The sequence below is a fragment of the Desulforhabdus amnigena genome (genome assembly GCF_027925305.1).
In the GTDB taxonomy this organism is placed as follows: domain Bacteria; phylum Desulfobacterota; class Syntrophobacteria; order Syntrophobacterales; family Syntrophobacteraceae; genus Desulforhabdus; species Desulforhabdus amnigena.
Genome location: NZ_BSDR01000001.1, coordinates 2,824,611 through 2,848,104 on the forward strand (window position 1 = coordinate 2,824,611; position 23,494 = coordinate 2,848,104).

Genomic DNA, 23,494 nt, shown 5'->3' on the forward strand with positions numbered 1-23,494 from the left:
AGCATGGCGCCGTTCCATATAGCGGAATGATATTTTTAAAAAACAGAGAGGGAATATGCCTGATAAAATAGATAGTTATAGAAGCTATGGGCAAAAGGTGATCAGCCTTTTTGCAAAACTCCTTTTTACGGGAAGGAACTATTCCCTGAGTGAGCTTGCAACGCATTTTGCCTGTTCCAAGCAGACGATTTCACGCCTCATAGAAGACATACGGCGAAGCTACGGGGTAGAGGTGGAAGAGTCCTTCCAGGGAAACCGCAAATATTTCCACATCAAACGGCTGGGGGGAAACCTGCCCCTGGTGAATCTGACAGAGACGGAACTGAGCGCGCTTCAGATGTGCCGGGCCTTCGCCGAACACCTGCTGGGGCGGGAAGTGTACCAGGAATCCACGCGGGCGCTGGAAAAGAGCCTGGCACTTCTTCCCGGAAAACAGGGCCTTTCTTCCGATCTTTTCGCTTCGTTCAAACCCGGCAGCATCGACTATACACCCCACCAGGAGAGCATTCGCAATCTCATCGAAGCCATGGAACGGAAAAAGATATGCCGGATCACCTACAAATCCATCATGGCCAGTGGAGCGAAAATCTTTCACATCAAGCCTCTCAAGATTTTTTCCCACCGTGAAACGATCTATCTGCATGCCCGGCTCGCCCGCGAACCCTCCAAGGCGTGGAAAGAGCCCGCTTTCGATCCCCTCCTGACGATTCACAGGCTGAAGAAGGTGGAAATCACGGACCGGATGTTCGAATTCCCCAGGGATTACGACTTCAAGGAGGTATTCAACCAGAACTTCGGCATCATCAAAGATGAAGCCTTCAAGGTCGAAGCGGAATTTACCGGCTTCGCGGCGCGTTATGTAGCAGAAAGGGTGTGGAACCCCGACCAGAAGATTAGACCAATTGACGATGGAAAGATCGTCCTGACCTTCGAAGCCACCTCAGTGCCCGAGGTCATCTCCTGGCTGCTTTCTTTCGGCGAGGAGGCAAAATTACTGAGTCCGGTTTGGCTTGTTGAGGAGGTGAAAATAAAATCTAGGTATTTTCATTGACCTACCTTAGCTATTGAGAATTTTCATTGTAATATATTATAATTTTACTATATTCAAAACTGAACATTTAGGTATCTCGTTCACTTATAAGTAGCCAAGACAACCGTGTAAATTGTAACAAAGGCAATAGCTACGTGGCGGTTGTCCTTCAGTGAAGACTGCACACATAACCATCATGATGGAGGAGTCTCAAATGCAGGACACTTTTAGCCCTGAGTGGTGCCGTTCAACTTTTCAACTTCTCATTTTCCTCGATGAAGTTTACGAAGCGATTGAAAATCATGATGTCTTAAAGACCAATACGATCACTTGGGGAGAAGGTGAAACCAATGAGGAAGGGATTCCTGAGGTGGTCATTGGGTTCCAGGTACGTAAACCGCATAAGAAAGCCAACCATCTCTGGGTCGGATTTTGGCAGCTCGGCCAAGAAATGAAAATGGGCTGTCCTATTTGGCTTCAGGCACTCAAAGACGAAGTATGGGAGCCGCTCATTAAGCAATTTCCCGAAGCGCATCAATTTGAAGACGATGGGGCAATCGGGATCGAATGGCCTTTGCCTATGGATGCGAATTTGGAGGCGGTCAGGGAAGCGGGAAGAAATCTGGGCACACGGATTATCAAGGTGCTATCGCCTCCTGCACAATAAGCATAAGATGGGCCGGGATATAATTGTTTTGATAGAGAGCTGAAAGCTGTCCGGGTCAGGTCGGCAAGTTTTCACAAATCTAAACTGTTAATATAGATTCTCTTGTCCAAGTAAAACATCATTCCTAATTTTGCAAGCATTCGCTGGTTCCCAAGAGTCAACTTGGGAACCAGCGGGAACATGGAAAAGCTCATTTGTTAAGAGGAAGCCCGGCTTCCCCTGCCATGTATCAGCCCGTCACAACCTGACTTCCCCCTTGAACCACCGTCAAGATACCACCCATGAGCGCCAGAGCCATGAAGATGGCCACCAGGGTGCCGCCGAACACCACTCCCAGGAGCGCCGAGGCGATGAGCAGGCAGCCCGGGATCCGGCCTTTGGCTCCCATGGCGACTGCTCCGAACACAACCACCAGGAAGGAAAACAGGACTCCACCCCAGCCAAGCCCGACCACGGTTGTGGCTCCTTCCGCCTGAAATGCCCCTCCCACTCCTCCTACAAACAGCGTCACACCCGCCGCCATAATGCCGAATATGCCCGCCACCATCGCCACGATTCCTCCTGCCTTCTTCATGTTGTCTCCTTCATCCTGGATTTGTTTTGAGTCGAAAGAAGTTCATTCACATTCATTCCACCTTCACGTATCCACTTCGCCAGAATCCCCAGTCCTGTATTTTCTTGAGCCGGCCCTGGAACGTCAGCGCTGAGCCGGCATCAAACCGAAGGACGAACTCCTTTTGCTCCGGGGGATAGAAGAGTACGGCGCGATCCCCGCCTGGAAGCTCAACGGTGACCTCATAGGCAGTATCCTTTATTTCCGAAAACACCCCGGTTTTGCTCACTTCCGTAACAATGCCTTCCCCCTGGACCCAGTATGCCCACTGATGTTTCAGGTTCCACTCTTCCTGCTGCAGATCGGTGAGTGGCTCAAAGGCCGAGATCAAAGAAAACAGGGCCAGGTACTCTCTGGATGCCGGCTGCTCCTCCGTGGATGCAGCCACCCTGGATGGTCCCCGCTCCGATGCTGCACTCAGGGAAACCTTTTCGGGACTGGAGCCGTCCACTTTCTCGGGTACGGCACTGACAGCGATGATGAGCGAGAACACCGCAAGTCCGAGATAGATGCCAAGAGCTCTGCCGCGCGTCGGTTGGCGCAGCCATTTTGGATTCAAGGCCCCGGCGAAAGCCGTGAACAGGAAAATGAGAGTGGTTAATACAGCCACTGCCGATATCTCTTTCATTTTTCTTCATCCTTTCCGGTAAACCATCTGGCACTTCCGTCACCTTTGCAGGAGATCGTATCAGCGGGGGGTGAGAGCATCCTGGGACTTACCATCACCCCTCTGAAAAAATTTCTTTCTGATCTTTCAGGGAAGAGCGGGAAGTTGGCGATATAGTCGCTATCAGCCGAATACATCAGGAGTTATTCAAAATCAGTTCCGGAAGTTGCGTTTCATTTCATTCAACGCAACCTACAGTAGGCCGCGTTGAATGAAATGAAACGCGACACAGAGATCAGAAGAAACCCAACAATTTTCATCTTGAAAAACCTACACCCCCCTACCCCCCTCAAGGGGGGAATTTTTAGGATAAAATCCCCCTTTGAAGGGGGATCAAGTGAAGGGGGATCAAGGGGAATGTCGGAAATGCCAACATCATGAGAGACATCCAAAATGAGAATTGCTGGAAAAAACCGAGAAAACCGTACAAAATACTGTAAACGATTGAAACCACTCTCATCTCTCATCAGGAGTCAAGGTTGCAGCCGCTTCACAGTTGAATTGCAACCGGGCATGACAGGCAGATAACCGCTGCATTCGCCGGTCTTGCGGCCGTTCTTGTCATAGAAGGTGGTCTTTCCGTTTTTCATTTTGGCCGATCCCGTCTTGAAGCCGTTCTTATCGCGATAGATGATGGAGCCATCGTCCGTGATCGTCGCCGACCCGGTTTTGAATCCATTCCTGTCCCTGCATATGATGGCCTGGTCGCAGTAGGAAACCCGCGGCGCCAGCAAGAGCAAAAGGATCAAAGCAACAATGATTTTCATCTTCTTTCCTCCCTTTTCGGAAGCCGACCAGCTTCCTTCCCGTATGAAATTTCTTCAGTCTCACTTCATCAATTCATCAACCAGAGATTCCACGAGCATGGCGTGGCTGAGTTCGGTCCTTGGGAAAAAGGCGAACCTGTCCCGGACCGCCTTGAAGCCACCCGGGCAAAGATCCGTTATACGGCGAAGGGCTTGCGCCCCATCCTCCGGCAGTAGGCCGGAAGTGAGTGGTCCGAGCAGCGCTCATAGAACAGGATAATGGCGGCCCTGCCGAGATAGCGTCTCGCCTTGTTCCGCCGTAGTATGTTTTGCCAAAGTTGGATGAGCTGACGCCTGCTGAAAGGCCTGAACTGGGTGACACTGCAAATGGGCGGCACATTGCTTCACCACGAATCGTTCGTCAGCATCCAGGCTGGAGCCGAACGCCGGCCCCCAATGCATCCTCCTGTGTCTCATGATCTTCCTCCTTTCGTTTCAAGATGAGGCATGATAGCATGCAAACATTCCATATCGCGGAACGGTACATCTTTTTCCAAGGAGGGTCCCCATGCCTGAAAAAATCGATATTTACAGGAGTTACGGCCAAAAACTCATCAGCCTCTTTGCAAAGCTCTTGTTTTCGGGGGAGAGCTACTCCCTGACCGAGCTCTCAAAGCTTTTCTCCTGTTCTAAGCAGACGATCCTGCGGCTGATAGACGACATGCGGAAATCTTACGGCGTGGAGGTAGAAGAAGTCATGAACGGCAACCGGAAGCACTTTCGGATCAGACGGCCGGGCGGAGCACCTCCCCCCCTGAGCATGACGGACATGGAGATGAGCACCCTTTTCATGTGCCGGGCATTTGCCGAGCACCTGCTGGGCCGGAGCCTCTTTGAAGAGAGCACCCGTGCCCTGGTAAAAAGCCAGGCTCTGCTTCCCGGGGAGAAAGCCGCCTCATTGGATCATTTTGCATCCTTCAAGCCCGGCAGCATCGACTACACGCCCCATCAGGCCTCCATGCGCACGCTCATCGAGGCCATGGAGAAGAAAAGGATCTGCAAAATCACGTATAAATCGACGATGGCTGCGTCCCCCAAAACGTTTTACATCAAACCCCTCAAGATCTTTTCCCACCGGGATACCATCTACCTGCACGCCCGGCTGGCCAGAAAACCATCCAGCCCTTACACCAAGCCAGATTACGATCCCTTGCTGGCGATTCACCGCATCGTGGAAGTCGAGCCAACCGACAGGCAGTTCGAATATCCCAACGATTACGATTTCGAAGAGGTCTTCAACAAAAACTTCGGCATCATCAAGGATGATGCATTTGAAGTCGAGGTGGAATTCAGGGGCTTCGCCGCGCGCTACGTTGCGGAGAGGATGTGGAGCCCCAACCAGCAGATCAGGCCTGTCGACGATGAAAAGATCGTCCTGACCTTTGACGCCACCTCGGTGCCGGAGGTCATCTCCTGGCTGCTTTCTTTCGGCGAGGAGGCAAGACTGATGAGGCCGGATTGGCTTGTGGAGAAGGTAAAGGAGAAAATAGAAATGCTTTCAGGCGCTTATTTTAGTTCTTGAGGGGTTTCATTGCAATTTATATAAAAAAAGGCTCACGGTTCATGCAAAATCCGAAAATCAACGGGTGGAAATCCAGGCTTGGAGTCCACCGGAACGATATGAATCATTTTGGTGATCCAATATGGGTAGCGCCGTCTTCCATGGCGGCGCATGAACATGATATTAGGGAGTGAGTCGCTCTTGAAATCCCCATTTACCACGGAGGCACAAAGATCGCAGAGAAATTCCATAAGAATTCCAGAATCTTCTCCGTGCCCTCCGTGCCTCCGTGGTGAATAAAGGGATATTGGAATCTGTCAACTCCCTTGGAGGCTGTCTTAAAATTCCCCCCTTGAGGGGGGGGGCTTGGGGGGTGTTTTTCCGGTTCACCAAATCTTGACACCCCCCAGGCCCCCCTCAAGGGGGGAATCGAAGCAGGTTCGGCTCCCAGGCAGAGGAATTTTCAGACAGCCTCTTAGAGTTTTCTGGATATTCCGTTATGTGAAACGAACCGGATTTTCGAATTGGGGCAAATTACAAATGAGTACCCACCAAAACATATGAGAGCAAAGTCATGCCAAAGAAAAAGAAGAAACTGCGAATTGCCATAGCAGCCTGGGAAATTGGGCGGGTCGAATCGGGACTGGGAGTCAAAATGGGCGGCCTTGGGGTCATCATAGAAGAACTGCCCCCGGCATTGGTAAAGGCCGCCGCCAGGCAGGGAATCGACCTGGAAATCGAAATCCTCTCTCCCTGCTTTGCCCATTACGACAAGAAGCTGTTGGAAAAATCCCATCCACCTGTGCCGGTTTCAATTCTGGGAACAACCTTCGACTTCGATATCTACACCCATGTCTTCCCGGATGGGCAGAAAGTTGTCTATTTCTGGGATGACTGGCAGCTGGGTTGGACCAACTCAACCGCCATCTACCCCGACGATCCGCAGATGGCCCTGCGCCTTTATGCATCCGTAAGCCAGGCCATGGCGGGTTACATCCGGAGGGAAAAATTCGATACCATACACCTGCATGATTATCACGTGGGGCTGATTCCCTTTTACCTCGGAGATGAATACTTGCGGGATGTTCCCTTTCATTTCACCATACACAACGCCACCTATCAGGGCATCATTCCCCTCGTGGGAGGAGGCTACGCATCACTGGACCGGATCAATCTTCCCGGTGAAAAGCTTTTTCACAAGTATTTCGACTTCTTCGACAACCTCAACCTCATGAAGGCCTGCATGCTGAAAGTGCATCAGGCAGGAGGCAGGATCACTACGGTGAGCGGAGATGCGGCCGGCACATGGGGATACGCCGCCGAACTGCGGCAAAACCACACCGATCTCTGGAAAAAGGCTTATTCACAAAAGGGAAGCCCTCCGGGAGAAGTGTTTGTCCCCAATCGTCATCTCGATCTTTTCGAAAAAATTCCCATCGCCGGCATCACCAACGGCATGAGCGACAGGAACCGTTCCGACTCTCTTCCAGAATTGAAGGCTGAATATTTGCGGGCGGTACAGTCAAAACGTGGTCCGGAGAACCCAATTTTCAGGAATGCCGTTACCCAAAAGGAAATGCTGGCGCGCGACCACCACTTTGATCCGGGCAGCCTGGATGTAAAAGCCGAACTGAAGCGGCTGCTCCACCTCGAAGCATTCGGCTGTGAACCGTCTGGCGATCCGATCCTCCTTACGGCCGTGGGCCGCCTGGTGGAGCAGAAACACCTGGGCCTCGTGGCCACCATCGTTGAACGGACTCTGGCTTATGACGACCAGGCCAAATTTGTGGTTCTCGCATCGGCCACCCCGGGAGATCCCAAGGGGCTGGCGGATGAATCCGAGTTCATGCGTCTGGCGGCATGGTACCCGGACCGGGTCTATTTCAACAACAGCTTCAATGGCCCCCTCTCCAAGCTCATTCTGGCAGGCGGCGATTTCTGTCTCATTCCGTCCCGCTTTGAACCCTGCGGGCTGGTGGATTATGAAGCAAGTCTTGTCGGCAATATTGTCATAGCAAGGGCCACGGGCGGCTTGACCAAAGTGAAACATTGCGGCTATCTGTACGAATGGCTTGACATATCCGATCCAATGGGAGAAGCCATCGCCTTCTTCGGCGAGATCAAAACCGCCATGGACAATTACCGGAATCATCCCGCATGGCACAGGGAACTCATCACTAGGGCCATGACCATTGACTACAGTTGGGACAGTTCCGCCGCTCAGTATATAAACATGTACCGGTACGGATTTCTCTTCAAAGACTGGCGGGCACAACGACTGGAGTTCATCGATAGATTCATCGAATCCCTCAAAGAGGGAAAGGATCTCTTTGCCGAGTTTTTCGCTCCAGGGCACAAGGAATATGCGGATACATTTGACTGGGAACTGAGAATCGCCCTGGATGCCGCCAAAGCCCCCAAAGACCGGCCCCATGGGAAAGTCCCGTAGAAAATGGATTGAACCAAACACCTTGGCTGGAAGCTTCGCCGCCTGAGAAATAATGCCTTCAAGCATAGATATTCTTTAGAAGAACGTTTGCCGGAGATGACGCCAGGGGTTCCAGCAGCTGCTCTGTCAAGCGGCACAATTCGGAATAGCCCTCGGTGCCGACGACGGGGAGATCTTCGAAACCGAGTTCATCCAGGCGGGAAATGACGAAGGTGATGGTCAGTCTGGCGGGATCGACCGCCGGTTGGTAGCGATGTTCTTCTTCGGTGCCCCATCCCACCAGGGATAACACTCCGCAGTCAACGAGTTTATTCAGGAGCCCTTCCACCACGGGAACGGGTATTTTCAGCCGGGTGGCGATCTCTTTGGCCGCCAATGCACCCTCCGCAGAACAGAAACGCTTCACCACAAGGACCGATACGAGAAGAGCGAGGAGCCTTTCAAACCTCGGGCTCAGGGGACCGGCTCGCCATTGGTGCTGAAAGCGGTCGACGTGCTGAGCGGCAAAGGAGAGGCGGGCCCCCACGAGGACGATGAGCCAACTGACCTGCAGCCAGACCAGAAACAGGGGCAGGGCGGCGAAGCTGCCGTAGATGGCGTTGTACTTGGCCACGCCGATCTGGAACTCGATATAGAGCTGCTGAAAGAGCTGGAAAGCCGTTCCTGCAACGACTCCGGCAAGGATGGCCGGGACGGGCTTAACCTGCGTGTTGGGAATGGCGGCGTAAATGAGGGTGAAGAGGACCCAAAGCGCCGTAACCGGCAGGAAGTTGAGAGCCAGGAAGATAGCCGGACTCACGGTTTCCAGCATCTTGACCCGGCTCACGAGGGATTGGGCCCCACTGGTGATCATGACCGTGGCGGCGCTCGATATGGTACCCAGTATGGCGCACAGGAGAGAGAGAGACAGGTAGTCGGTAGCTTTTCGCAAAAGGGGCCTCTCTTTGTCGATCTCCCAGATTTCATTGAAGCTCTTTTCGATGCTCCCGAAGATCTGTATGACCGACCAGAAAAGGACGATTACCCCTACCCCAGCGATGACGCTTCCCTGGGTGCTTTGCAAAAGGTTGCGGGCAAACCCGATCATCAGAGTGAAGACTTCCTCCTGGCCATGGACCCTTGTCAGGAGTGCTCTTTCCATTACTTTTTCCAGACCGAATCCTTTAGCCACCCCGAAAATCATGGCCAGTAGCGGGACAATGGAAAGAAGCGAGTAGAAGGTGAGGCTTGCGGCGCGGAGGTGGATACTTTCCTTGAACAGTCCCTGCAGGGTCAAGTTCAGGATTTTCAATCCCTCGATGAAGATCCTTTTGAAGAAGGGCAAATTCCCGGTTTCCATTCGCCAAATCCCCGTGGTCCAGAACTCCAGCCCCTCCTTGAATTTTGAATGCAAAGGAAAACGACTCCTCATACGCAGTCTCCTCATCCCTCAGGCGGATCGACGAATTACGGCTCATGCCGTGGTTGTCCAAATCTTTCTTCCGTCTTCATACGGTAAATGCGGAAGGACTCATCGCGTTCAATCATGTGGTCGAAGCACACGATCCATTCATCCCTCTTATTACAGCTCCACATTGAAAGGTGAACAAAATGCACTTGCCGTCACTCCGACGAAAGCCGGGATCCAGAAAAGCTCAATTGACCTGGATTCCGACTTTCGTCGCAATGACGATAGATAGCCTCCACCGATTTTGTACACTTGTTTGTATGGGGCTGCACTTATAGAAGCGCTTGTTGATCATTTTCCCGTTGAGGACGAGCACGACGTTCTTGTAGCTCCGAGCGGCAATCGCATCGTCGACCCGTTCAACAATGGTCGAGACAGGCAACAGCTTATTCAACAGATAATCACGATTTCAGAACATGAAAGTGCCCTTCCGCCGGTATTCCGGCTGGTAGAAGGCGAAGCCGGATTCGCGGATATAGACTGGAATCCGGTAGCGCTGGCCGGCGGGATGAGCGTTTTCGGCATAACGATGGATATGGGTATTTTGACGTCCACCGCCGTGCTCCTGGTCGCTGTAGCCGGGTGGATCTATCCCAGGATAGCAATCTGAACCGGGCCGGGAACCCATTTCTTTCCGGGCCTGTTATCACCGCCATCCTTCTCAAATAGTCCCAGGCAAACTCCCATTCCTCATCCGTCGGCTTTATCTCTCTGACGCACTCGTGTCTGTCCGCACCTGGCGAGCTCAAGCGGCATGTTCATATTCTCTGCCAGCTCGGTGATAGCCTCTATAGACTTTCACGGGCGACCAATCAGGACTCACCGGGAGCGGAGGCGGCGCAAGGTGAGCGAATTCCTCCGATCCGTAAACAACCTTGCCATTCAGTATCGTCAGAACCGATTCCAAATGTTTGATCCGCTCTTCGGCAATGGAGAAATAGTCTTCTGTGAGCACAGAAAGGTCGGCCAATTTACCTTCCTCAATCGCCCCTTTCTTCGTTTCTTCCCCGGAAAACCATGCACTTCCAATGGTGTAAAGGCGGAGCGCTGCGGTACGGTCAAGGAGGTTGGATGCAGGATACAGCCTGGTGCCCCCGGCAGTACGGCCGGTTACAAGCCAATAAAGACTGAGCCATGGATTATAGCTTGCAACCCTTGTCGCATCTGTTCCCGCACCGACCGAAATTCCCATCTCCAGCATCCGTGCAACGGGAGGCGTGTGCTCCGCTGCCTTCGCTCCGTAACGCTCAATGAAGTGCTCCCCCTGGTAGGCCATACGGTTTTGAATGGCAATCCCACCCCCGAGTGCCATCACTCGTTCCATGTTGGGTTCGCTTATGGTTTCAGCGTGATCAAGAAACCAGCGCAAGCCATCGAAAGGGGCTTCCCGGTTGATTTTCTCAAAGACATTTAAGAAGCGACTGATTGATTGGTCATAAGTTGCATGGAGTCTAAACGGCCACTTGTTTTCCACCAACAGACGCACCACTGATTCGAGATCCTCTTCCATAGTGGGCGGAAGGTCGGGTCGAGGTTCCAGAAAATCCTCGAAATCAGCACCTGAAAAAACGAGCATCTCGCCCGCTCCGTTCACACGAAAAAAGTCGTCCCCCTCGCCCGGATGAGTCATAGAGACCCATTTGTTGAAATCGCCGAACTCCTCTTTCGGTCGTTGAGTAAACAGGTTGTAGGAAAATCGAACCGTGAGTTCATCCCTTCGGGCCAGCTCCTTGATGACAGCATAGTCGTCAGGGTAGTTTTGAAAGCCGCCGCCCGCGTCGATCACGCTGGTGACCCCAAAGCGATTGAGCTCGCGCATGAAATGACGAGAGGAATTGAGCTGATCGTCGTAAGAGAGTTTCGGACCCTTTGCGAGGCTTGCGTACAGAAGCAGGGCATTGGGACGGGCAACAAGGAGTCCCGTGGGGTTGCCCTTGCGGTCCCGCTGGATTTCGCCGCCGGGGAAGTCGGGAGTATCCCGAGTATAGCCGAGGGCACGCAGGGCCGCACCGTTGAGAAAAGCCCTGTCATAAAGATGAAGGACAAAAACCGGCGTTTCGGGGGCTGCCTCATTGATTTCTCTCAAAGTAGGCATGCGTCTTTCCGAGAATTGAAACTCCGACCATCCCCCGATGACCCGCACCCACTGAGGCGGCGGAGTACGCCGGGCCTGGTCGTGGAGCATCGCCAGGGCGTCCGCCAAAGAGGGAACGCCGTCCCAACGCAGCTCCATATTGTAGTTCAGCCCTTCGCGGATCACGTGGATGTGAGAATCATTCAAACCGGGAATCACTGTTCGATCATTAACATCAATAACTTGAGTGGTTTTCCCCTTTACGGCCATCACCTCGGCATCCGTCCCAACCTTCAGAATACGTCCATCTTTTATTGCAAGGGCGGAAGCCTGCGGGGTATCTTTGCTGAGTGTGGTAATACGACCATTCAGGAGAATTAGATCTGCTATCATGGTCTTCTCCCTTTTCCTCGCCGCGGTGTGCGCCTCTTTTTCAACAGGAAACGAATAGAGGCGCCAGGCGGCGATTACCAAAATCCCGGGCCGAGAGCTGTAAATGCCCGCCCGGGATCTCTGAACTCGAGTCATGCGGCTTTCTTCGCCTCGCCGGCATGCTCGCCCAGCATGGCTTTCGCGTAGTCAATCCCCACGCCATAGGCCCCACCGTGTTCCCTTGCGACTGCCAGCACGGCATCGTAGGTTTTCGTTCGAGCCCAATCGCGCTGCCATTCGAGAAGCACCTGGAGCCATGTCAGCGGGACAATCCCAGCCTGGATCATCCGTTTGACAGCGGCCTCATGAGCCTCGGTTGTAACTCCACCTGAAGCATCGATCACGATGTAAACTTCCAGATCGTCATCCTTGGCCGACAGGGCCGCCGTTGCCAGACAAACTTCCGTCCACAGAGCGGCCATGACAAGCTTCTTACGGCCGGTCCTTGCAACAGCATCGACCACCCTTTTGTCCTCCCATGCGTTCATGGTGGTTCTGTCAATGGGCTTGATATTCGGGAAAACCGCTTGCAGGGGCGCAAAAAGCGGCCCGCTAAAGCTCTCTGCTGCAATCGTTGTCAATATGGTGGGTACATTGAAAAGCTTTGCGGATTTTGCAAGTCCGGTCACATTGTTCACTAGCGTTTGACCGTCGATGGAGCGGGTTGCAAAAGCCATTTGCGGCTGGTGATCAATCAAAAGAAGCACAGAATTTTCTGGAGTTAGCAGGCGGAAGCTTGCTCCCCCGTTCTCGCTTGATTTCATCGTATGTCTCCTGATAAACAAGGCCCGATCCGGCCTTGACTGCTGATAATTTTTTATAGGCCTGACTTAATAAAACAGGCCTTTTGAACGGTTCGCAACATACGTCCTTGGTGAGCGTGCAGTCATATTTTTGGGTGATGAATATCGAGTGGCCCACGGTTGCCTCCTTGTGGTCGACACACCTTCGATTCCACCTTAAAAGCTCCCCCTAACGTTGGTCAGGAGAGAGCTTCAACCTCTCACCTTACTTCATCATAAAGACATACTAAGCATTCTTCTTTTAGCGGCAAGCAATCAAAAATCTAGCATTAAATACTGTATCAAGGCCTTCTCTGAAACTGACTTTACTGAAGATCTAAAAAAAAACAGATGTGCCGACGCTGATCATTCAAGGCAACGATGACCAAATCGTGCCAATCGGTGCCTCAGCCCTGCTCTCCACATGATGTCTTGCATGTCCTTGAGATAGATCATCCTGCTACCCAATCCTGGAAGCGCGAACGTCTCAAGGAAACAGGCATCCCTCCCGCAAACACTCACCTTTTCGCCCGTAGACTTTGAGAACCAGACCCTTGAGGAAGGACTGAAGCGAGTTGGATTCGATACCAGCAAGTGTACTTTCTTCTCATGGCTTGGGGTGATGATGCATCTGACGAGTAGCGCGATCAGCGCCACGCTGAGATTCGCTGCATCGATGCCTGTGGGCAGTCGAATAGTTGATGTTGTCAACCATTTATTTTCTTGCCATTTTCGCATTTCGCGAATGTAGAAAATCTATGATTCTGAAACCGCACGACATCTACGTTTTGATGAAGCTGGTGGCTCTTGGAGAGTCCCGCTGGACCTATGCCTGCCTTTCAGAGTCGCTTTTTATGAGCCTTTCGGAAGTGCATGCAGCCATCAAGCACGCCTTGACCGCTCGTCTCTATGATGATCTGAGAAGAATGCCGATCAAAAAAGCCCTGGAGGAGTATCTCATCCACGGCGTGAAGTACGCCTATCCACCCGACCGTGGCGGCCCCACACGCGGTATGCCCACCAGCTATGCTGCACCACCCCTCAACCAGATGATCTCCTTCTCGGATGATCTGCCTCCGGTTTGGCCGGACCCTGAGGGGAGCACCCGAGGCATTGAATTCTCCCCTTTGCACAAGTCTGCTCCAAGAGCTGCCGCAGGTGATCAAAAATTCTATGAACTGCTCGCGCTCGTTGATGCCGTTCGAGGCGGACGTGCAAGGGAAAGAGATCTGGCTGTCAGGGAAATTCAAAAGAGGTTGCAGAATATATGACCAGCCTGGAGATGGTTATCACCGTTGCGAGAAGGCTCGGTAGCCTGCGGGATGAGGTTGCCTTCCTGGGAGGTGCTACCACGTCCTTTCTCATCACTGACCCGGCCTATCCACAGGTGCGGCCGACTCTGGATGTGGACGTGATCGTCAAGATCGCATCCCGAATGGAATATTACAGGCTTGAAGAAAGACTCCGCAACCTTGGGTTTACTCAGGCAATGGGCAAGGACGAGCCTGTTTGCCGTTGGCTGGTCGAAGGAGTCAAGATCGATGTGATGCCCACGGAAGAAAGCATTCTCGGGTTCTCCAACCGCTGGTATTCCGATCCACTCATCCGCACTCTGCCGGAAATGGATCGATCATGCGGCTGGCGCCGGTGCCGCTCTTCTTTGCAGGAAAGCCAAAAGAAGCGATTGAGAAATCCGCTCTGAGCTCCCGCACAACTCACGGAGGCTCCATCCCGTCTTACGGATCTATGTCGGATGCGCAGAAGTGCTGTACGGAGACCTGGGAGATGTGGACATCTTCAAGATTCACAAACGATCGGGCAAAGTATCCCTCCTGAAGTATGATGACTTCGACGGCAAACCGCTTCCAGAACTCCAGGAGCGAGTGAAAGTGAATCTCAGGCGGCAGTTCATCGAGGTTTTTGACCATCGATCCCCGGACCGCCAGGAGATCCTGTATTTCAAAGAAAGATATGTGGCCAAGGATCATCCCAAACGGGCAATGTGGGAAGAATTCAGCAGATGCCTGCAGAACTTGGACTTGGATCTGAATACCGGCTACGGTCCATCCAAGCAGGAATTGCTTTCACTCCTCGCCGGCAAGGGGCTCACAATCGACATCAAAAGAGCCGGGAACTCTGCTGAAGTCAACGAACAAGAATAATGGAACAAATGCCGGTTGGGCTCCCATCACCAAAAACCTTGTTCAGGGTTTCAGAAATATTGATGTTGTACTGCTCGTGAAAGTGGCCTGTAGAGGAAGGGGAATACGCAGCTTTTCCCCTTTGAATTTTCTGGTGCCGAAGCGGGGACTCGAACCCCGACAGGCGTGCGGGTCAATGCGATGTGTCCCGGATTGGTGGAGGAAAGCGTGGCTACGGAAGCCGAGCGCAAGGCCATGGCTGAGCAGATCCCACTCGGGCGGCCCGTGCGTCCGCAAGAAATCGCCAAAACGGTGAGACGGCTCATCAACGACAGCCCGGAAAGCATGACCGGCAGCCTGATTGCAGTTTCCGGCGGCTGGGAATATTGAATGTGCGAGCCATCAGCGAAGAAGGTTCTTGATCCCAATACGGGATCATGCTATTTTTTAATTATGCGAATCATCTCCCGGAGAACACTCAAGGAGTTTTGGGAACGGCACCCAGATGCAGGGCAACCTCTTCAGGGTTGGTATGCCGATGTGAAGCAGGCTGACTGGAGATCTCCCTCAGATATCAAGAGTATTTACCGGAATGCCAGCTTTGTGGCTGACAACCGGGTAGTCTTCAACATCAAAGGCAATACTTACCGAGTGGTTGTAGCCATTCAGTATCAGTTTGGTATCGTCTACATCCGATTTGTTGGTACTCATGAAGAGTACGACAGGATCGATGCCGCCACTGTCTAAGCGGAGTCTCAACGTATGGAAATTAAGCCTATCAAAACAGAAGCTGATTACGAAGCAGCATTGGAGGAAGTAGATCGTCTATTTGATGCCGGCCCCAACACACCGGAAGGGGATCGACTGGAGGTGCTCACTACCCTTATCGAAGCATACGAAGAGAAGCATCACCATATTCCTCCTCCAGATCCAATTGAAGCTGTTCTCTACTACATGGAGAGCCGTGGCCTTTCCCGCCGTGACCTTGAGCCATATATCGGTAGCCGTGCCCGGGTCTCCGAGGTTCTTAACCGAAAGCGGCCACTCACCATCTATATGATAAGGAAGCTTCACACTGGCCTGGGCATCCCAGCAGAAGTCCTTATACAACCATATTCTTCGGAGGAATCTGCTGCCTGATCGGATAGCCGGGGGCTTCCCCAAGCCCTCACACTACTCTTGCCGCAGGGGTAAGTCGCTGTGACCTTTTAATACTCTGACGACGCCACTCAATATAGCTCTCCTGAAAAGCAAATCTTTAGCTGAGGAGAAGCGCAAAAAGGAAGTGTTTTTCACCTCTTGAGGTCGGAACGGCTTGCAACCAAAGCAATGTTACCCAAAACGTTACCCAACAAAAAAGAGGTTAGGCCATTGGAGCCCAACCCCTTGAATTTTCTTGGTGCCGAAGCGGGGACTCGAACCCCGACAGGCGTACGCCCACTAGACCCTGAATCGATTGACAAAGAGCAAATAGGGATGCACCGGGAAACATAAAAACTAAATATTTTAATATCATGCACAATATTTTCGTTTCCGGGATACATTGGGAAAAATGAGGAAAAAGAGGGGTATTTTTGGGTGTTTCTCGACCAAATCTTGACCAACTTCTCCCCCGCTTTTGTCCGATCCAGCGCCGTTCAGATCATCCCCCTATCCCTCAAATTCTGTTTCGCTTCCGGCTTCGAAATCCGAGGGTATATTGCCGTGATATTCAACGATGAATTTTTCAACCAGCGCTGAACCACGATTACGGGGTTCGAACCAGAAACCGAGTTTTCCACTCCACCGGAAAATACAACTGAGAGCCAACAAGTACAACAAAATAGTCTTCCTTTCTATCTGGTTGGAGTCCACAAAAATTCGGGAAAAAGCAGAAAAGTTTCTCCTGTTCGGGGAAAGCCCAGGGAAAGTAGTCAAGTGGATTTGGAATGTGGTACACTGCCGAACTGAAAATTGATGTAACATTATGTTACATTTCTGTTGACCACTTCCATTTCTGAGGATTATCATTTGGGTGAGTCGTTTACCAGGTCGGAAGCCACCAGGCTCGTGCGTGAGATTGCAAGGTTCGGTGATATACAAACAACCGGTCATTGCCGAAAGAGGATGGTGGAAAGGCAGTTCAGCTTTCAGGATCTCCTTTCGGTGCTGCTGAATGGGGAGGTAAAAGACCAGCCCGAGTATGATAGTACACGATCAATACAAGTACCGGGTAGAGGGCAACAGCATTGATGGTGATTCAGCCGTTGCCGTAACCGTCATCGTGAGCGTCCGTGCAGTCTTGGTAGTGACCATCTTTTGAGGAGACGATATTGGATCGTTCAGGGAAATGCCCAACATGCGGGAGTGAACATTTTCTTTTCGAGAAATCACACCACCATTTTCTTGAAAGTGGACTGGAAAATGTTCACCTGACCAATGTTGAAATCGGGACATGTGCCGATTGCGGCGAAAAAGTCGTTTCCATTCCTCATTCAACTGAACTCATGCGACTGATCGGTCAAAGCATCCTGCTCAAACCCACAAGTCTTAACGGCGCCGAGATCCGATTCCTCCGCAAGAATCTCTATTTGAAAATCAACGAATTCGCTCAATTGCTCGGAGTGGATAGGGTCACCGTCTCCAGATGGGAAAACGAACACGAAAAGCCATCGAGATCCGCTGATCGATTGGTGAGGCTCACCTATGCCCTGGAGGCGAAGATCGGTGAGGGAGTAGTAGAAGAGTTACGAAAGAATCTCAGGAAGGAAGAAATCGAGTCCACCGTGGATTTTTTTGTGTCGCTCCCGTTGGCATCATAGGCATCGTCTCATTATTCAGGTAATCATTTCGGTTCACGAGTCAGTCCACTAGATTTATTTTCCACGATCCAGTACGTTTCCTTGTGGTGGTGAGACTCCTATTGCGCCAGGGCTTTGAGTGCAAAATTCTGTTCTGCATACTCAGCCACCAGTACACCGGCTCCGTTGTCATCCTGCCGCCAAAGCTCCCATGTGGAGAACTTGTTGAACCGATCTGATTCGCCAGGCATACGGAGTACCTTGTCTCTCAACATCTCCAGAGTGTTTCAATGATCACCATTGAAGGATCATCCAAATCGGAATAACCATTATTTTTAATTCACTGAAAGTGGCTTGTAAGATTAGAGGGCTAGGAGTTGCAGGTGCCTCAGGTCTACTATCCTTACTCTATCCACGTTATTTCGCTGCAGTAAATCAGTTTGTTGTTAAAGCTCTCCAGAAAGTCGATGAATACAAAGAGAAGGTTCAAAACATGAAACCTGAAAATCTTTCATTAAATGATGGTGTTGTTTTGACAAACATAATGAGAAAAAAATCGTCAGAGATGAATGCAAAATTTTCTACATCCTTCTGGGGGCCAAGAACTTTAGAGATACCGGGCGGTTCACAGAAACTACTGAGCCTGAGCCGGGTAGTGGATGTTGACCCACAGTTCTTTGACAGACAGAAGCCCCTGAGCCTTGAGCCACTTGTTGGTCATGCCGGTCTGGGTAGCGAGGGTGCGAGCCAGGTGTCAGGGTCCCCTTACGGTTCATTGCCACAGGAATGGACGCTGAAAGCGAGGTGCCGAGCCTGAGAAGCTCCTGCATTTTCGTGCGGGGCCGGCGCCACTGCTTCCAGTAACACATACGCACGCGACGTCTGATCCAGTGGTCGATCCCGGGGATCGGCCGGTAGTAGTCGGCGATCCCGAAGTAGTTCACTGTTGTGGCACGGTCTCCTGACCGTGCCACAACGCGGCGCTCAACCCTCAATATGCAAAATGAGGAGGATAAAAGATGGCTACCCATCCCTTAACGAATCAGGGTTCATACACCTATGAAGATTACAAGGGTTTTCCAGATGATTTACGCTGTGAAATCATCGATGGACAGATCTATGATATGACTCCTGCTCCATCGATGAGACATCAAGAGATTGTGCTTAACATAGGCCACCTTCTGCGTGACTACCTGGACACAAATAAACATTTTTGCCGTGTATATATTGCGCCAGCGGATGTTATCCTGGCTGAGGATAACGTGGTGCAACCAGATGTGTTCATTGTGTGTGATCAATCGAAGATCCGAAAGGAGGGACTGTTCGGCGCGCCGGATGTGGTATTCGAAGTGACGTCTCCAACCACCGGGAAGAAGGACCGCAACAAGAAAATGAAGCTCTATCGCAAATTCGGGGTCTTGGAATATTTCCTGGTGGACCCGGAAAACGAGCTCGTCGACAAGTATACATTCTCTCAAGGTCGGATTGGGGTTGTAGATTCATATGAGGGAGACGAAGTTTTCTCTATTGATGCCATCGGACTGGAACTGGCTGCAAAAGACTTGTTTGTTTAGGACACTTTGTATTTCAGCCCCAACCAGAGCCAGGAACTTGAAACCTGAAACTCGAAACCGGTACTACCCATGCTTCCAGCACATCTAGCAGAAAACATACGTGAACAGGTCCTCTACTCAGGGCAATCGCATGACTTTTACTTTCCGAGCAAGACATTAGCCAGATAGCGGTTATCCCAGCCCGCTTTGAGGTGTTTGTTTTTCACCCCGACTTACCCAAAACGTTACCCAACAAAAAAGGGGTTAGGCCATTGGAGCCCAACCCCTTGAATTTTCTTGGTGCCGAAGCGGGGACTCGAACCCCGACAGGCGTACGCCCACTAGACCCTGAACCTAGCGCGTCTACCAGTTCCGCCACTTCGGCAAATAAAACCGTTGCAATCAAGATTTGCGTAAAGTATTCTAATTTTTTTTAACTGTCAAGATCTATTTTCCCTATTGCCGGAGGTCGAAAAGCTCTTTATGGAAATCATCGTGGGTACAGATAATATTAAAAGATCGTTGAAAAATCCAGTGATCACTATCGGCAATTTCGACGGAGTGCATTACGGTCATCAGGTCCTTTTCCAGCAGGTCAAGGATTGGGCTCGGGAGATCGACGGCGAGTCCGTTGTAATGACCTTCAACCCACATCCCTTGGAGGTTCTTTTCCCTGGAAAGGGGCCGGCATGCATCACTCCCCATGAACAGAAACTGGAACTCATCGCCGCTTGCGGCATCGACGTGACGATAGTCATCCCTTTTGACAAGGAATTCGCAAAGATATCGGCTCACGATTTCGTCAAGAAGATTCTGGTGGATAAAATCGGAGTCAAGGCTGTGGTCGTGGGCTACGATTACCGGTTCGGGCGCAACCGCCAGGGAGATATCGAGCTGCTCCAAAAGATGGGCGAGGAATACGGCTTCGAGGTGAAGACCCTCTCGGGCATCCGGATGGCGGAAACCGTCGTGAGCAGCACAGCGATCCGGCAGCTCATCAAAGAGGGGGAGATCAAGGAGGCCAACAGGCTCCTGGGGCATGTTTATGAAATTTCAGGTACCGTGATCACAGGGCGTCAGAGGGGGGGACGCCTCCTGGGTTTTCCCACGGCGAACATCAAAATGTCCTGCCAGGCGCCTCCCCGCCCCGGCGTTTACGTCGTAAAAGCCCTGGTAGACGGAAAGATCTATGGAGGGGCCGCAAACCTCGGCTACAATCCCACCTTCGGGGATACTCCCTTTACCCTGGAAGTGCACATTCTCGACTTCAACCAGGACATCTACGGAGCTCCCATCACAGTGCGCTTCCTCGAACGCCTGCGGGACGAAAAATGTTTCACCGATCTTCAGGAATTGTCCGCCCAGATTCGAGCGGACGTGGAAAAGGCCAGGGAAATATTGATGACCCTGCCTTCGACGACCGAATAGCAAAACCGGTGCGGCTCAGTTCGGATTTTCCGGATCCTCGTGGTCCGGTTCCAGCCCTTCTTCGTTCCAATCCCCCGCCGTCTCTTCCGCTCCCGTTTCATCATCCGCCTCTGAAGCATTTGAAGAGGCGGAGAAATACCCCTCCTCCATGAGAACTTCGACCTTTTCCTGCATCTTCAGAATCAGGGGCTCCAGAGTTTGAGTGGAAAGCGCCGAGATGGCCACTCCACCGTAGCGTCTCAGCTGGCGCTCCAGGAACTCGGGATCGACGCGGTCCATTTTGTTGAACACCAGGATGACCGGCTTTTCGGTCAACTCCAGCTGGGCCAGGATGCGATCCACCGCGGCCATCTGTTCCTCGAACCGGTCATTGCTGATATCAACCACGTGCAGGAGCAGGTCCGCATCATCCAGCTCCTCGAGGGTCGCGGCGAAAGCATCCATGAGGTCTTTGGGCAGATCCCTTATGAAGCCCACCGTATCGGTGATGATGACCTCAAAATCGCGTGGAAAGCGAAGCCGCCTGCTGGTGGGGTCCAGCGTCGCAAACAGCTTGTCCTCCACGAAAACGCCGCTCTGCGTGAGGGTGTTCAGAAGAGTGGACTTGCCTGCGTTGGTGTAGCCCACGATGGAAATGATGGGCGTTTCCTTGCGCAACCGCCTGGAGCGGCGCTGCGTGCGGTTTTTTCTCACCATCCTCAACTGCTCTTCCAGATGGGAGATGCGATCCTTGATGCGCCGGCGGTTGATTTCCAGCTTTGTTTCACCGGGCCCCCGCGCCCCAATCCCGCCGGTCAGCCGGGAAAGGGCGTCGTCCTTCATGCCGAGACGCGGCAGCAGGTACTTGAGCTGAGCCATCTCCACCTGGATTTTTCCTTCGCGGCTCTGAGCCCGCTGTGCAAAGATATCCAAAATGAGCTGGGTCCGGTCGATGACGCGAAGCTCCGTTGTGTCCGTGAGAGAGCGCACCTGCGAAGGGTTGAGATCCTGGTCGAAGATCAAGAGGTCCACTCCGCACTGGAGGGCCCTCAGGACGATTTCGCTAAGCTTTCCTTTACCAATCAAATACTTGGGATTGATCTCGCGCTGACGCTGAATGATGACGTCCGCCGCCGTGATGCCGCTGGCGTGAGCCAGTTCCACCAGTTCATCCATGGAGGTCCTGGCCGTTTCCCTGTCCGCGCTCGTCACACTCACCAGAATCGCCCGATCCGCCCGAACGTCCGCTGGAATCGCCAATCGGTTGCGATCCAGCTCTTCTTCCAGGGATTGAACCAGTTCCTGAAAATCCAGGGCATCGGATTCATAGCAGGGGATCAACGGAAGCACTTCCCAACCTGGCCGGTCTTGCACACCGCCGGGCATGATATGAGCCACTTCCAGGTCTGTGGCTCCTCCGTGCTGATCCACCCTGATGGATGCCATACAGTCGAGGCGCAGAAAGACCAGGTCCATCAGGTCGTCCTGCGAGATGGGTTCCCCCAGGAGATGCGTATGCACCAGGCGCAGGCCCCGCAGGCGCCCTCGCCCTCCGCGGCTCTTGGGAAGGTCGGGAATATAGAGGGAACGGGGACCACCCACCAGCACCATGTCCACCGTTCCGTCGCGCCTCAGAAGAAGGCCCAGTTGCCGCCCGCATTCAAAGGAAAGCCGGGCGAGATCCCGCGAAAGATCGGGCGATATGACCTGCCTGGAAGGGACCTTGCGCCTGTAAAGCCTTTCGATGCGCTGGCGGGCGCTGCTTTTCAAACCGGAAATATTGCCGAAGAGTTTCGAGATAAGTCATCCCTCCTGGCTAAAATTTGCGTTCATCGATGAGGCGAACCGCTTTCCCTTCCGCCCTGGGCAGACTGTTGGGCTCCACCAGTTCGACCTGCGGAGTCACGAGCAGTTCGCCCTTCAGGTCATGAGTGATTTTCTTTTGAATCCGCTGCAACTGCCTCATATCTTCCACAAATATCTTGTCGTTGACCTCGACCCGGACAATCATGTTGTCGATATTGTTTTCCTGCCTCAAGACAATGACATAATTATTGCCCACTTCGGGAATGTTCATGAGCACCTGTTCCACCTGAACCGGAAAGATGTTGACCCCCTTCAGGATAAACATATCGTCCGATCGCCCCTGCATGCGGTCCAAACGTTTGTGCACCCGCCCGCATTCGCATTCCCCCGGGATAATGCGGGTGAGGTCCTTGGTGCGGTAACGGATGACAGGCATACCTTCCCGCTTCAAAGTGGTCAGAACCAGCTCTCCATATTCCCCGTCAGGAACCGGCTCCAGGGTTTTAGGATGGATGACCTCCACCAGATAAGCATCTTCCCAGATATGCATGCCGGATTGATGAGGGCATTCGAAGGCCACTCCCGGGCCGTTCATTTCTGAAAGTCCATAGCTATTATAAACACGGATGCCATAAAAGTCCTCTATACGCCTGCGGACTTCTTCGGAATAGGGTTCCGCTCCCACACAGGCGATTCGAAGCTTCAAATCCCGCCTGGGATCGATTCCCATTTCGCTCATGATGGGCATAAGGAGCAAAGCGTAGCTGGGAATGATGTGTATCACATTGGTGGAAAAATCCTTCATGAGCTGAATCTGCCGCTTGCTGTTGCCCGCTCCCGCCGGAATGGTCAACATCCCCAGCCGTTCCGCTCCGTAGTGAAACCCCAACCCCCCCGTGAAAAGCCCGTATCCCGTGAGGTTTTGGAACGTATCCCCGGGGCGGGCCCCCGCCATGTACATGCAGCGGGCAAGCAAGTCGGCCCATGTTTCCAGGTCGGCCCGGGTATAAAAAATGGCTGTCGCCTGCCCCGTCGTACCCGAAGAAACATGCAGCCGCACGAGCCGCTCTTTGGGCACGCACAGGAAGCCGTAAGGATATTCATCCCGCAAATCCTGCTTGGTGGTGAAGGGCAGCTTCCGGATATCCCGAACGCTCTTTATCGAAGATATATCCACCCCTTCCTCACTGAATTTCTTTTTATAGAAATGAGAAAGAGATGCATGTTGCAGGGTGAGTTTCAAGCGATCGAGCTGCAGTGCTTCGAGATCGGATCGGGAAATGGCTTCGGAGGATTCATCCCAGTACTGATTATTTGTTGTCATAGGAAGCTCATGGTT

At 52.3% G+C, this 23,494-nt stretch carries 25 protein-coding genes, 1 tRNA gene and 4 pseudogenes; 18 read left to right on the forward strand and 12 right to left on the reverse strand.

Going from position 1 to position 23,494, the window contains the following annotated elements:
• Positions 1–55: 55 nt before the first annotated feature.
• Positions 56–1,051, forward strand: coding sequence for a helix-turn-helix transcriptional regulator (locus QMG16_RS12010; protein ID WP_281794492.1), 996 nt, complete (start codon positions 56–58; stop codon positions 1,049–1,051).
• A 193-nt stretch (positions 1,052–1,244) separates the two neighbouring features.
• Positions 1,245–1,697: a hypothetical protein gene (locus QMG16_RS12015; RefSeq protein WP_281794493.1), complete on the forward strand. Its 453-nt coding sequence runs from the start codon at positions 1,245–1,247 to the stop codon at positions 1,695–1,697.
• A gap of 229 nt (positions 1,698–1,926) precedes the next feature.
• On the opposite strand, the gene QMG16_RS12020 is transcribed toward QMG16_RS12015, so the two are convergent.
• From QMG16_RS12020 to QMG16_RS12035, 4 genes are all read right to left on the reverse strand, one after another.
• A complete protein-coding gene (locus tag QMG16_RS12020) occupies positions 1,927–2,271 on the reverse strand; it encodes a hypothetical protein (RefSeq protein ID WP_281794494.1) in 345 nt (114 codons plus the stop codon).
• Positions 2,272–2,323: 52 nt separating this feature from the next.
• Positions 2,324–2,938, reverse strand: coding sequence for a hypothetical protein (locus QMG16_RS12025; protein ID WP_281794495.1), 615 nt, complete (start codon positions 2,936–2,938; stop codon positions 2,324–2,326).
• Between the two features lie 512 nt (positions 2,939–3,450).
• The gene (locus QMG16_RS12030; RefSeq protein WP_281794497.1) at positions 3,451–3,744 is read right to left on the reverse strand and encodes a hypothetical protein; all 294 of its coding nucleotides are present in this window, start codon (positions 3,742–3,744) and stop codon (positions 3,451–3,453) included.
• Positions 3,745–3,987: 243 nt separating this feature from the next.
• A complete protein-coding gene (locus tag QMG16_RS12035) occupies positions 3,988–4,200 on the reverse strand; it encodes a hypothetical protein (protein WP_281794499.1) in 213 nt (70 codons plus the stop codon).
• Between the two features lie 91 nt (positions 4,201–4,291).
• Between QMG16_RS12035 and QMG16_RS12040 the strand changes: the two genes are divergently transcribed.
• Positions 4,292–5,305, forward strand: coding sequence for a helix-turn-helix transcriptional regulator (locus QMG16_RS12040; RefSeq protein WP_281794500.1), 1,014 nt, complete (start codon positions 4,292–4,294; stop codon positions 5,303–5,305).
• Positions 5,306–5,858: 553 nt separating this feature from the next.
• Positions 5,859–7,733 (forward strand): glycogen synthase, encoded by a 1,875-nt coding sequence (locus tag QMG16_RS12045; RefSeq protein WP_281794502.1) that lies wholly within the window; start codon positions 5,859–5,861, stop codon positions 7,731–7,733.
• 58 nt (positions 7,734–7,791) lie between these two features.
• On the opposite strand, the gene QMG16_RS12050 is transcribed toward QMG16_RS12045, so the two are convergent.
• Positions 7,792–9,144, reverse strand: coding sequence for a YihY/virulence factor BrkB family protein (locus tag QMG16_RS12050; RefSeq protein ID WP_281794504.1), 1,353 nt, complete (start codon positions 9,142–9,144; stop codon positions 7,792–7,794).
• Positions 9,145–9,424: 280 nt separating this feature from the next.
• On the opposite strand from QMG16_RS12050, the gene QMG16_RS12055 reads away from it, so the two are divergent.
• Positions 9,425–9,790, forward strand: coding sequence for a hypothetical protein (locus QMG16_RS12055; RefSeq protein WP_281794506.1), 366 nt, complete (start codon positions 9,425–9,427; stop codon positions 9,788–9,790).
• Between the two features lie 135 nt (positions 9,791–9,925).
• Here QMG16_RS12055 and QMG16_RS12060 read toward each other — a convergent pair whose 3' ends face one another.
• Together QMG16_RS12060 and QMG16_RS12065 are read right to left on the reverse strand one after the other, a co-directional pair.
• On the reverse strand, positions 9,926–11,647 hold the full coding sequence (locus QMG16_RS12060; RefSeq protein ID WP_281794508.1) for an amidohydrolase: 1,722 nt from the start codon (positions 11,645–11,647) through the stop codon (positions 9,926–9,928).
• Positions 11,648–11,778: 131 nt separating this feature from the next.
• Positions 11,779–12,450: a hydrolase gene (locus QMG16_RS12065; protein ID WP_281794509.1), complete on the reverse strand. Its 672-nt coding sequence runs from the start codon at positions 12,448–12,450 to the stop codon at positions 11,779–11,781.
• Positions 12,451–12,766: 316 nt separating this feature from the next.
• On the opposite strand from QMG16_RS12065, the pseudogene QMG16_RS19595 reads away from it, so the two are divergent.
• The 10 genes and pseudogenes from QMG16_RS19595 to QMG16_RS12105 form a co-directional block, all read left to right on the forward strand.
• Positions 12,767–12,890, forward strand: a pseudogene (locus tag QMG16_RS19595) (alpha/beta fold hydrolase); the annotation flags it as partial.
• Positions 12,850–13,219 (forward strand): annotated as a pseudogene (locus QMG16_RS19600) (class I SAM-dependent methyltransferase). The pseudogenes QMG16_RS19595 and QMG16_RS19600, both read left to right, overlap by 41 nt.
• Before the next feature lie 7 nt (positions 13,220–13,226).
• Complete coding sequence (locus QMG16_RS12070; RefSeq protein WP_281794511.1) at positions 13,227–13,739, forward strand: hypothetical protein; 513 nt, start codon at positions 13,227–13,229, stop codon at positions 13,737–13,739.
• A 313-nt stretch (positions 13,740–14,052) separates the two neighbouring features.
• Positions 14,053–14,190, forward strand: a pseudogene (locus tag QMG16_RS19605) (ADP-ribosylglycohydrolase family protein); the annotation flags it as partial.
• Between the two features lie 41 nt (positions 14,191–14,231).
• The gene (locus QMG16_RS12085; protein WP_281797132.1) at positions 14,232–14,630 is read left to right on the forward strand and encodes a class I SAM-dependent methyltransferase; all 399 of its coding nucleotides are present in this window, start codon (positions 14,232–14,234) and stop codon (positions 14,628–14,630) included.
• Positions 14,631–14,795: 165 nt separating this feature from the next.
• Positions 14,796–14,999: an SDR family oxidoreductase gene (locus QMG16_RS12090; RefSeq protein ID WP_281794512.1), complete on the forward strand. Its 204-nt coding sequence runs from the start codon at positions 14,796–14,798 to the stop codon at positions 14,997–14,999.
• Between the two features lie 63 nt (positions 15,000–15,062).
• Positions 15,063–15,356, forward strand: a complete 294-nt coding sequence (locus tag QMG16_RS12095) for a type II toxin-antitoxin system HigB family toxin (protein ID WP_373878740.1) — start codon at positions 15,063–15,065, stop codon at positions 15,354–15,356.
• Positions 15,357–15,371: 15 nt separating this feature from the next.
• Positions 15,372–15,749, forward strand: a complete 378-nt coding sequence (locus QMG16_RS12100) for a helix-turn-helix domain-containing protein (RefSeq protein WP_281794516.1) — start codon at positions 15,372–15,374, stop codon at positions 15,747–15,749.
• Between the two features lie 966 nt (positions 15,750–16,715).
• Complete coding sequence (locus tag QMG16_RS19610; RefSeq protein WP_373878741.1) at positions 16,716–16,841, forward strand: hypothetical protein; 126 nt, start codon at positions 16,716–16,718, stop codon at positions 16,839–16,841.
• 80 nt (positions 16,842–16,921) lie between these two features.
• Complete coding sequence (locus QMG16_RS12105) at positions 16,922–17,410, forward strand: type II TA system antitoxin MqsA family protein (protein ID WP_281794518.1); 489 nt, start codon at positions 16,922–16,924, stop codon at positions 17,408–17,410.
• A 98-nt stretch (positions 17,411–17,508) separates the two neighbouring features.
• On the opposite strand, the gene QMG16_RS12110 is transcribed toward QMG16_RS12105, so the two are convergent.
• Positions 17,509–17,640: a hypothetical protein gene (locus tag QMG16_RS12110; RefSeq protein ID WP_281794519.1), complete on the reverse strand. Its 132-nt coding sequence runs from the start codon at positions 17,638–17,640 to the stop codon at positions 17,509–17,511.
• A 98-nt stretch (positions 17,641–17,738) separates the two neighbouring features.
• Here QMG16_RS12110 and QMG16_RS12115 point away from each other — a divergent pair, with 98 nt between their 5' ends.
• Complete coding sequence (locus QMG16_RS12115) at positions 17,739–18,206, forward strand: hypothetical protein (protein WP_281794520.1); 468 nt, start codon at positions 17,739–17,741, stop codon at positions 18,204–18,206.
• Between the two features lie 58 nt (positions 18,207–18,264).
• Here the strand turns inward: QMG16_RS12115 and QMG16_RS19615 are convergent.
• Positions 18,265–18,420: pseudogene (locus tag QMG16_RS19615) on the reverse strand (hypothetical protein); the annotation flags it as partial.
• On the opposite strand from QMG16_RS19615, the gene QMG16_RS12120 reads away from it, so the two are divergent.
• A complete protein-coding gene (locus tag QMG16_RS12120; protein ID WP_281794521.1) occupies positions 18,409–18,963 on the forward strand; it encodes a Uma2 family endonuclease in 555 nt (184 codons plus the stop codon). The pseudogene QMG16_RS19615 and the gene QMG16_RS12120 sit on opposite strands and share 12 nt — an antisense overlap.
• A 277-nt stretch (positions 18,964–19,240) precedes the next feature.
• Here QMG16_RS12120 and QMG16_RS12125 read toward each other — a convergent pair.
• Positions 19,241–19,327, reverse strand: a tRNA-Leu gene (locus tag QMG16_RS12125).
• A 110-nt stretch (positions 19,328–19,437) separates the two neighbouring features.
• Here QMG16_RS12125 and QMG16_RS12130 point away from each other — a divergent pair.
• The gene (locus tag QMG16_RS12130; protein ID WP_281794523.1) at positions 19,438–20,370 is read left to right on the forward strand and encodes a bifunctional riboflavin kinase/FAD synthetase; all 933 of its coding nucleotides are present in this window, start codon (positions 19,438–19,440) and stop codon (positions 20,368–20,370) included.
• A gap of 15 nt (positions 20,371–20,385) precedes the next feature.
• On the opposite strand, the gene hflX is transcribed toward QMG16_RS12130, so the two are convergent.
• Positions 20,386–22,119: a GTPase HflX gene (gene hflX, locus QMG16_RS12135; protein WP_281794525.1), complete on the reverse strand. Its 1,734-nt coding sequence runs from the start codon at positions 22,117–22,119 to the stop codon at positions 20,386–20,388.
• Between the two features lie 46 nt (positions 22,120–22,165).
• On the reverse strand, positions 22,166–23,479 hold the full coding sequence (locus QMG16_RS12140) for a phenylacetate--CoA ligase family protein (protein ID WP_281794527.1): 1,314 nt from the start codon (positions 23,477–23,479) through the stop codon (positions 22,166–22,168).
• Positions 23,480–23,494 lie beyond the last annotated feature (15 nt).

Coding starts and splice junctions, on each gene's coding strand:
- QMG16_RS12010 (WP_281794492.1), top strand. CDS start 56: ATGCCTGATAAAATAGATAGTTATAGAAGCTATGGGCAAAAGGTGATC.
- QMG16_RS12015 (WP_281794493.1), top strand. CDS start 1,245: ATGCAGGACACTTTTAGCCCTGAGTGGTGCCGTTCAACTTTTCAACTT.
- QMG16_RS12020 (WP_281794494.1), bottom strand. CDS start 2,271: ATGAAGAAGGCAGGAGGAATCGTGGCGATGGTGGCGGGCATATTCGGC.
- QMG16_RS12025 (WP_281794495.1), bottom strand. CDS start 2,938: ATGAAAGAGATATCGGCAGTGGCTGTATTAACCACTCTCATTTTCCTG.
- QMG16_RS12030 (WP_281794497.1), bottom strand. CDS start 3,744: ATGAAAATCATTGTTGCTTTGATCCTTTTGCTCTTGCTGGCGCCGCGG.
- QMG16_RS12035 (WP_281794499.1), bottom strand. CDS start 4,200: ATGAGACACAGGAGGATGCATTGGGGGCCGGCGTTCGGCTCCAGCCTG.
- QMG16_RS12040 (WP_281794500.1), top strand. CDS start 4,292: ATGCCTGAAAAAATCGATATTTACAGGAGTTACGGCCAAAAACTCATC.
- QMG16_RS12045 (WP_281794502.1), top strand. CDS start 5,859: ATGCCAAAGAAAAAGAAGAAACTGCGAATTGCCATAGCAGCCTGGGAA.
- QMG16_RS12050 (WP_281794504.1), bottom strand. CDS start 9,144: ATGAGGAGTCGTTTTCCTTTGCATTCAAAATTCAAGGAGGGGCTGGAG.
- QMG16_RS12060 (WP_281794508.1), bottom strand. CDS start 11,647: ATGATAGCAGATCTAATTCTCCTGAATGGTCGTATTACCACACTCAGC.
- QMG16_RS12065 (WP_281794509.1), bottom strand. CDS start 12,450: ATGAAATCAAGCGAGAACGGGGGAGCAAGCTTCCGCCTGCTAACTCCA.
- QMG16_RS12070 (WP_281794511.1), top strand. CDS start 13,227: ATGATTCTGAAACCGCACGACATCTACGTTTTGATGAAGCTGGTGGCT.
- QMG16_RS12095 (WP_373878740.1), top strand. CDS start 15,063: ATGCGAATCATCTCCCGGAGAACACTCAAGGAGTTTTGGGAACGGCAC.
- QMG16_RS12100 (WP_281794516.1), top strand. CDS start 15,372: ATGGAAATTAAGCCTATCAAAACAGAAGCTGATTACGAAGCAGCATTG.
- QMG16_RS19610 (WP_373878741.1), top strand. CDS start 16,716: ATGGTGGAAAGGCAGTTCAGCTTTCAGGATCTCCTTTCGGTGCTGCTG.
- QMG16_RS12110 (WP_281794519.1), bottom strand. CDS start 17,640: ATGCCTGGCGAATCAGATCGGTTCAACAAGTTCTCCACATGGGAGCTT.
- QMG16_RS12120 (WP_281794521.1), top strand. CDS start 18,409: ATGGCTACCCATCCCTTAACGAATCAGGGTTCATACACCTATGAAGAT.
- QMG16_RS12140 (WP_281794527.1), bottom strand. CDS start 23,479: ATGACAACAAATAATCAGTACTGGGATGAATCCTCCGAAGCCATTTCC.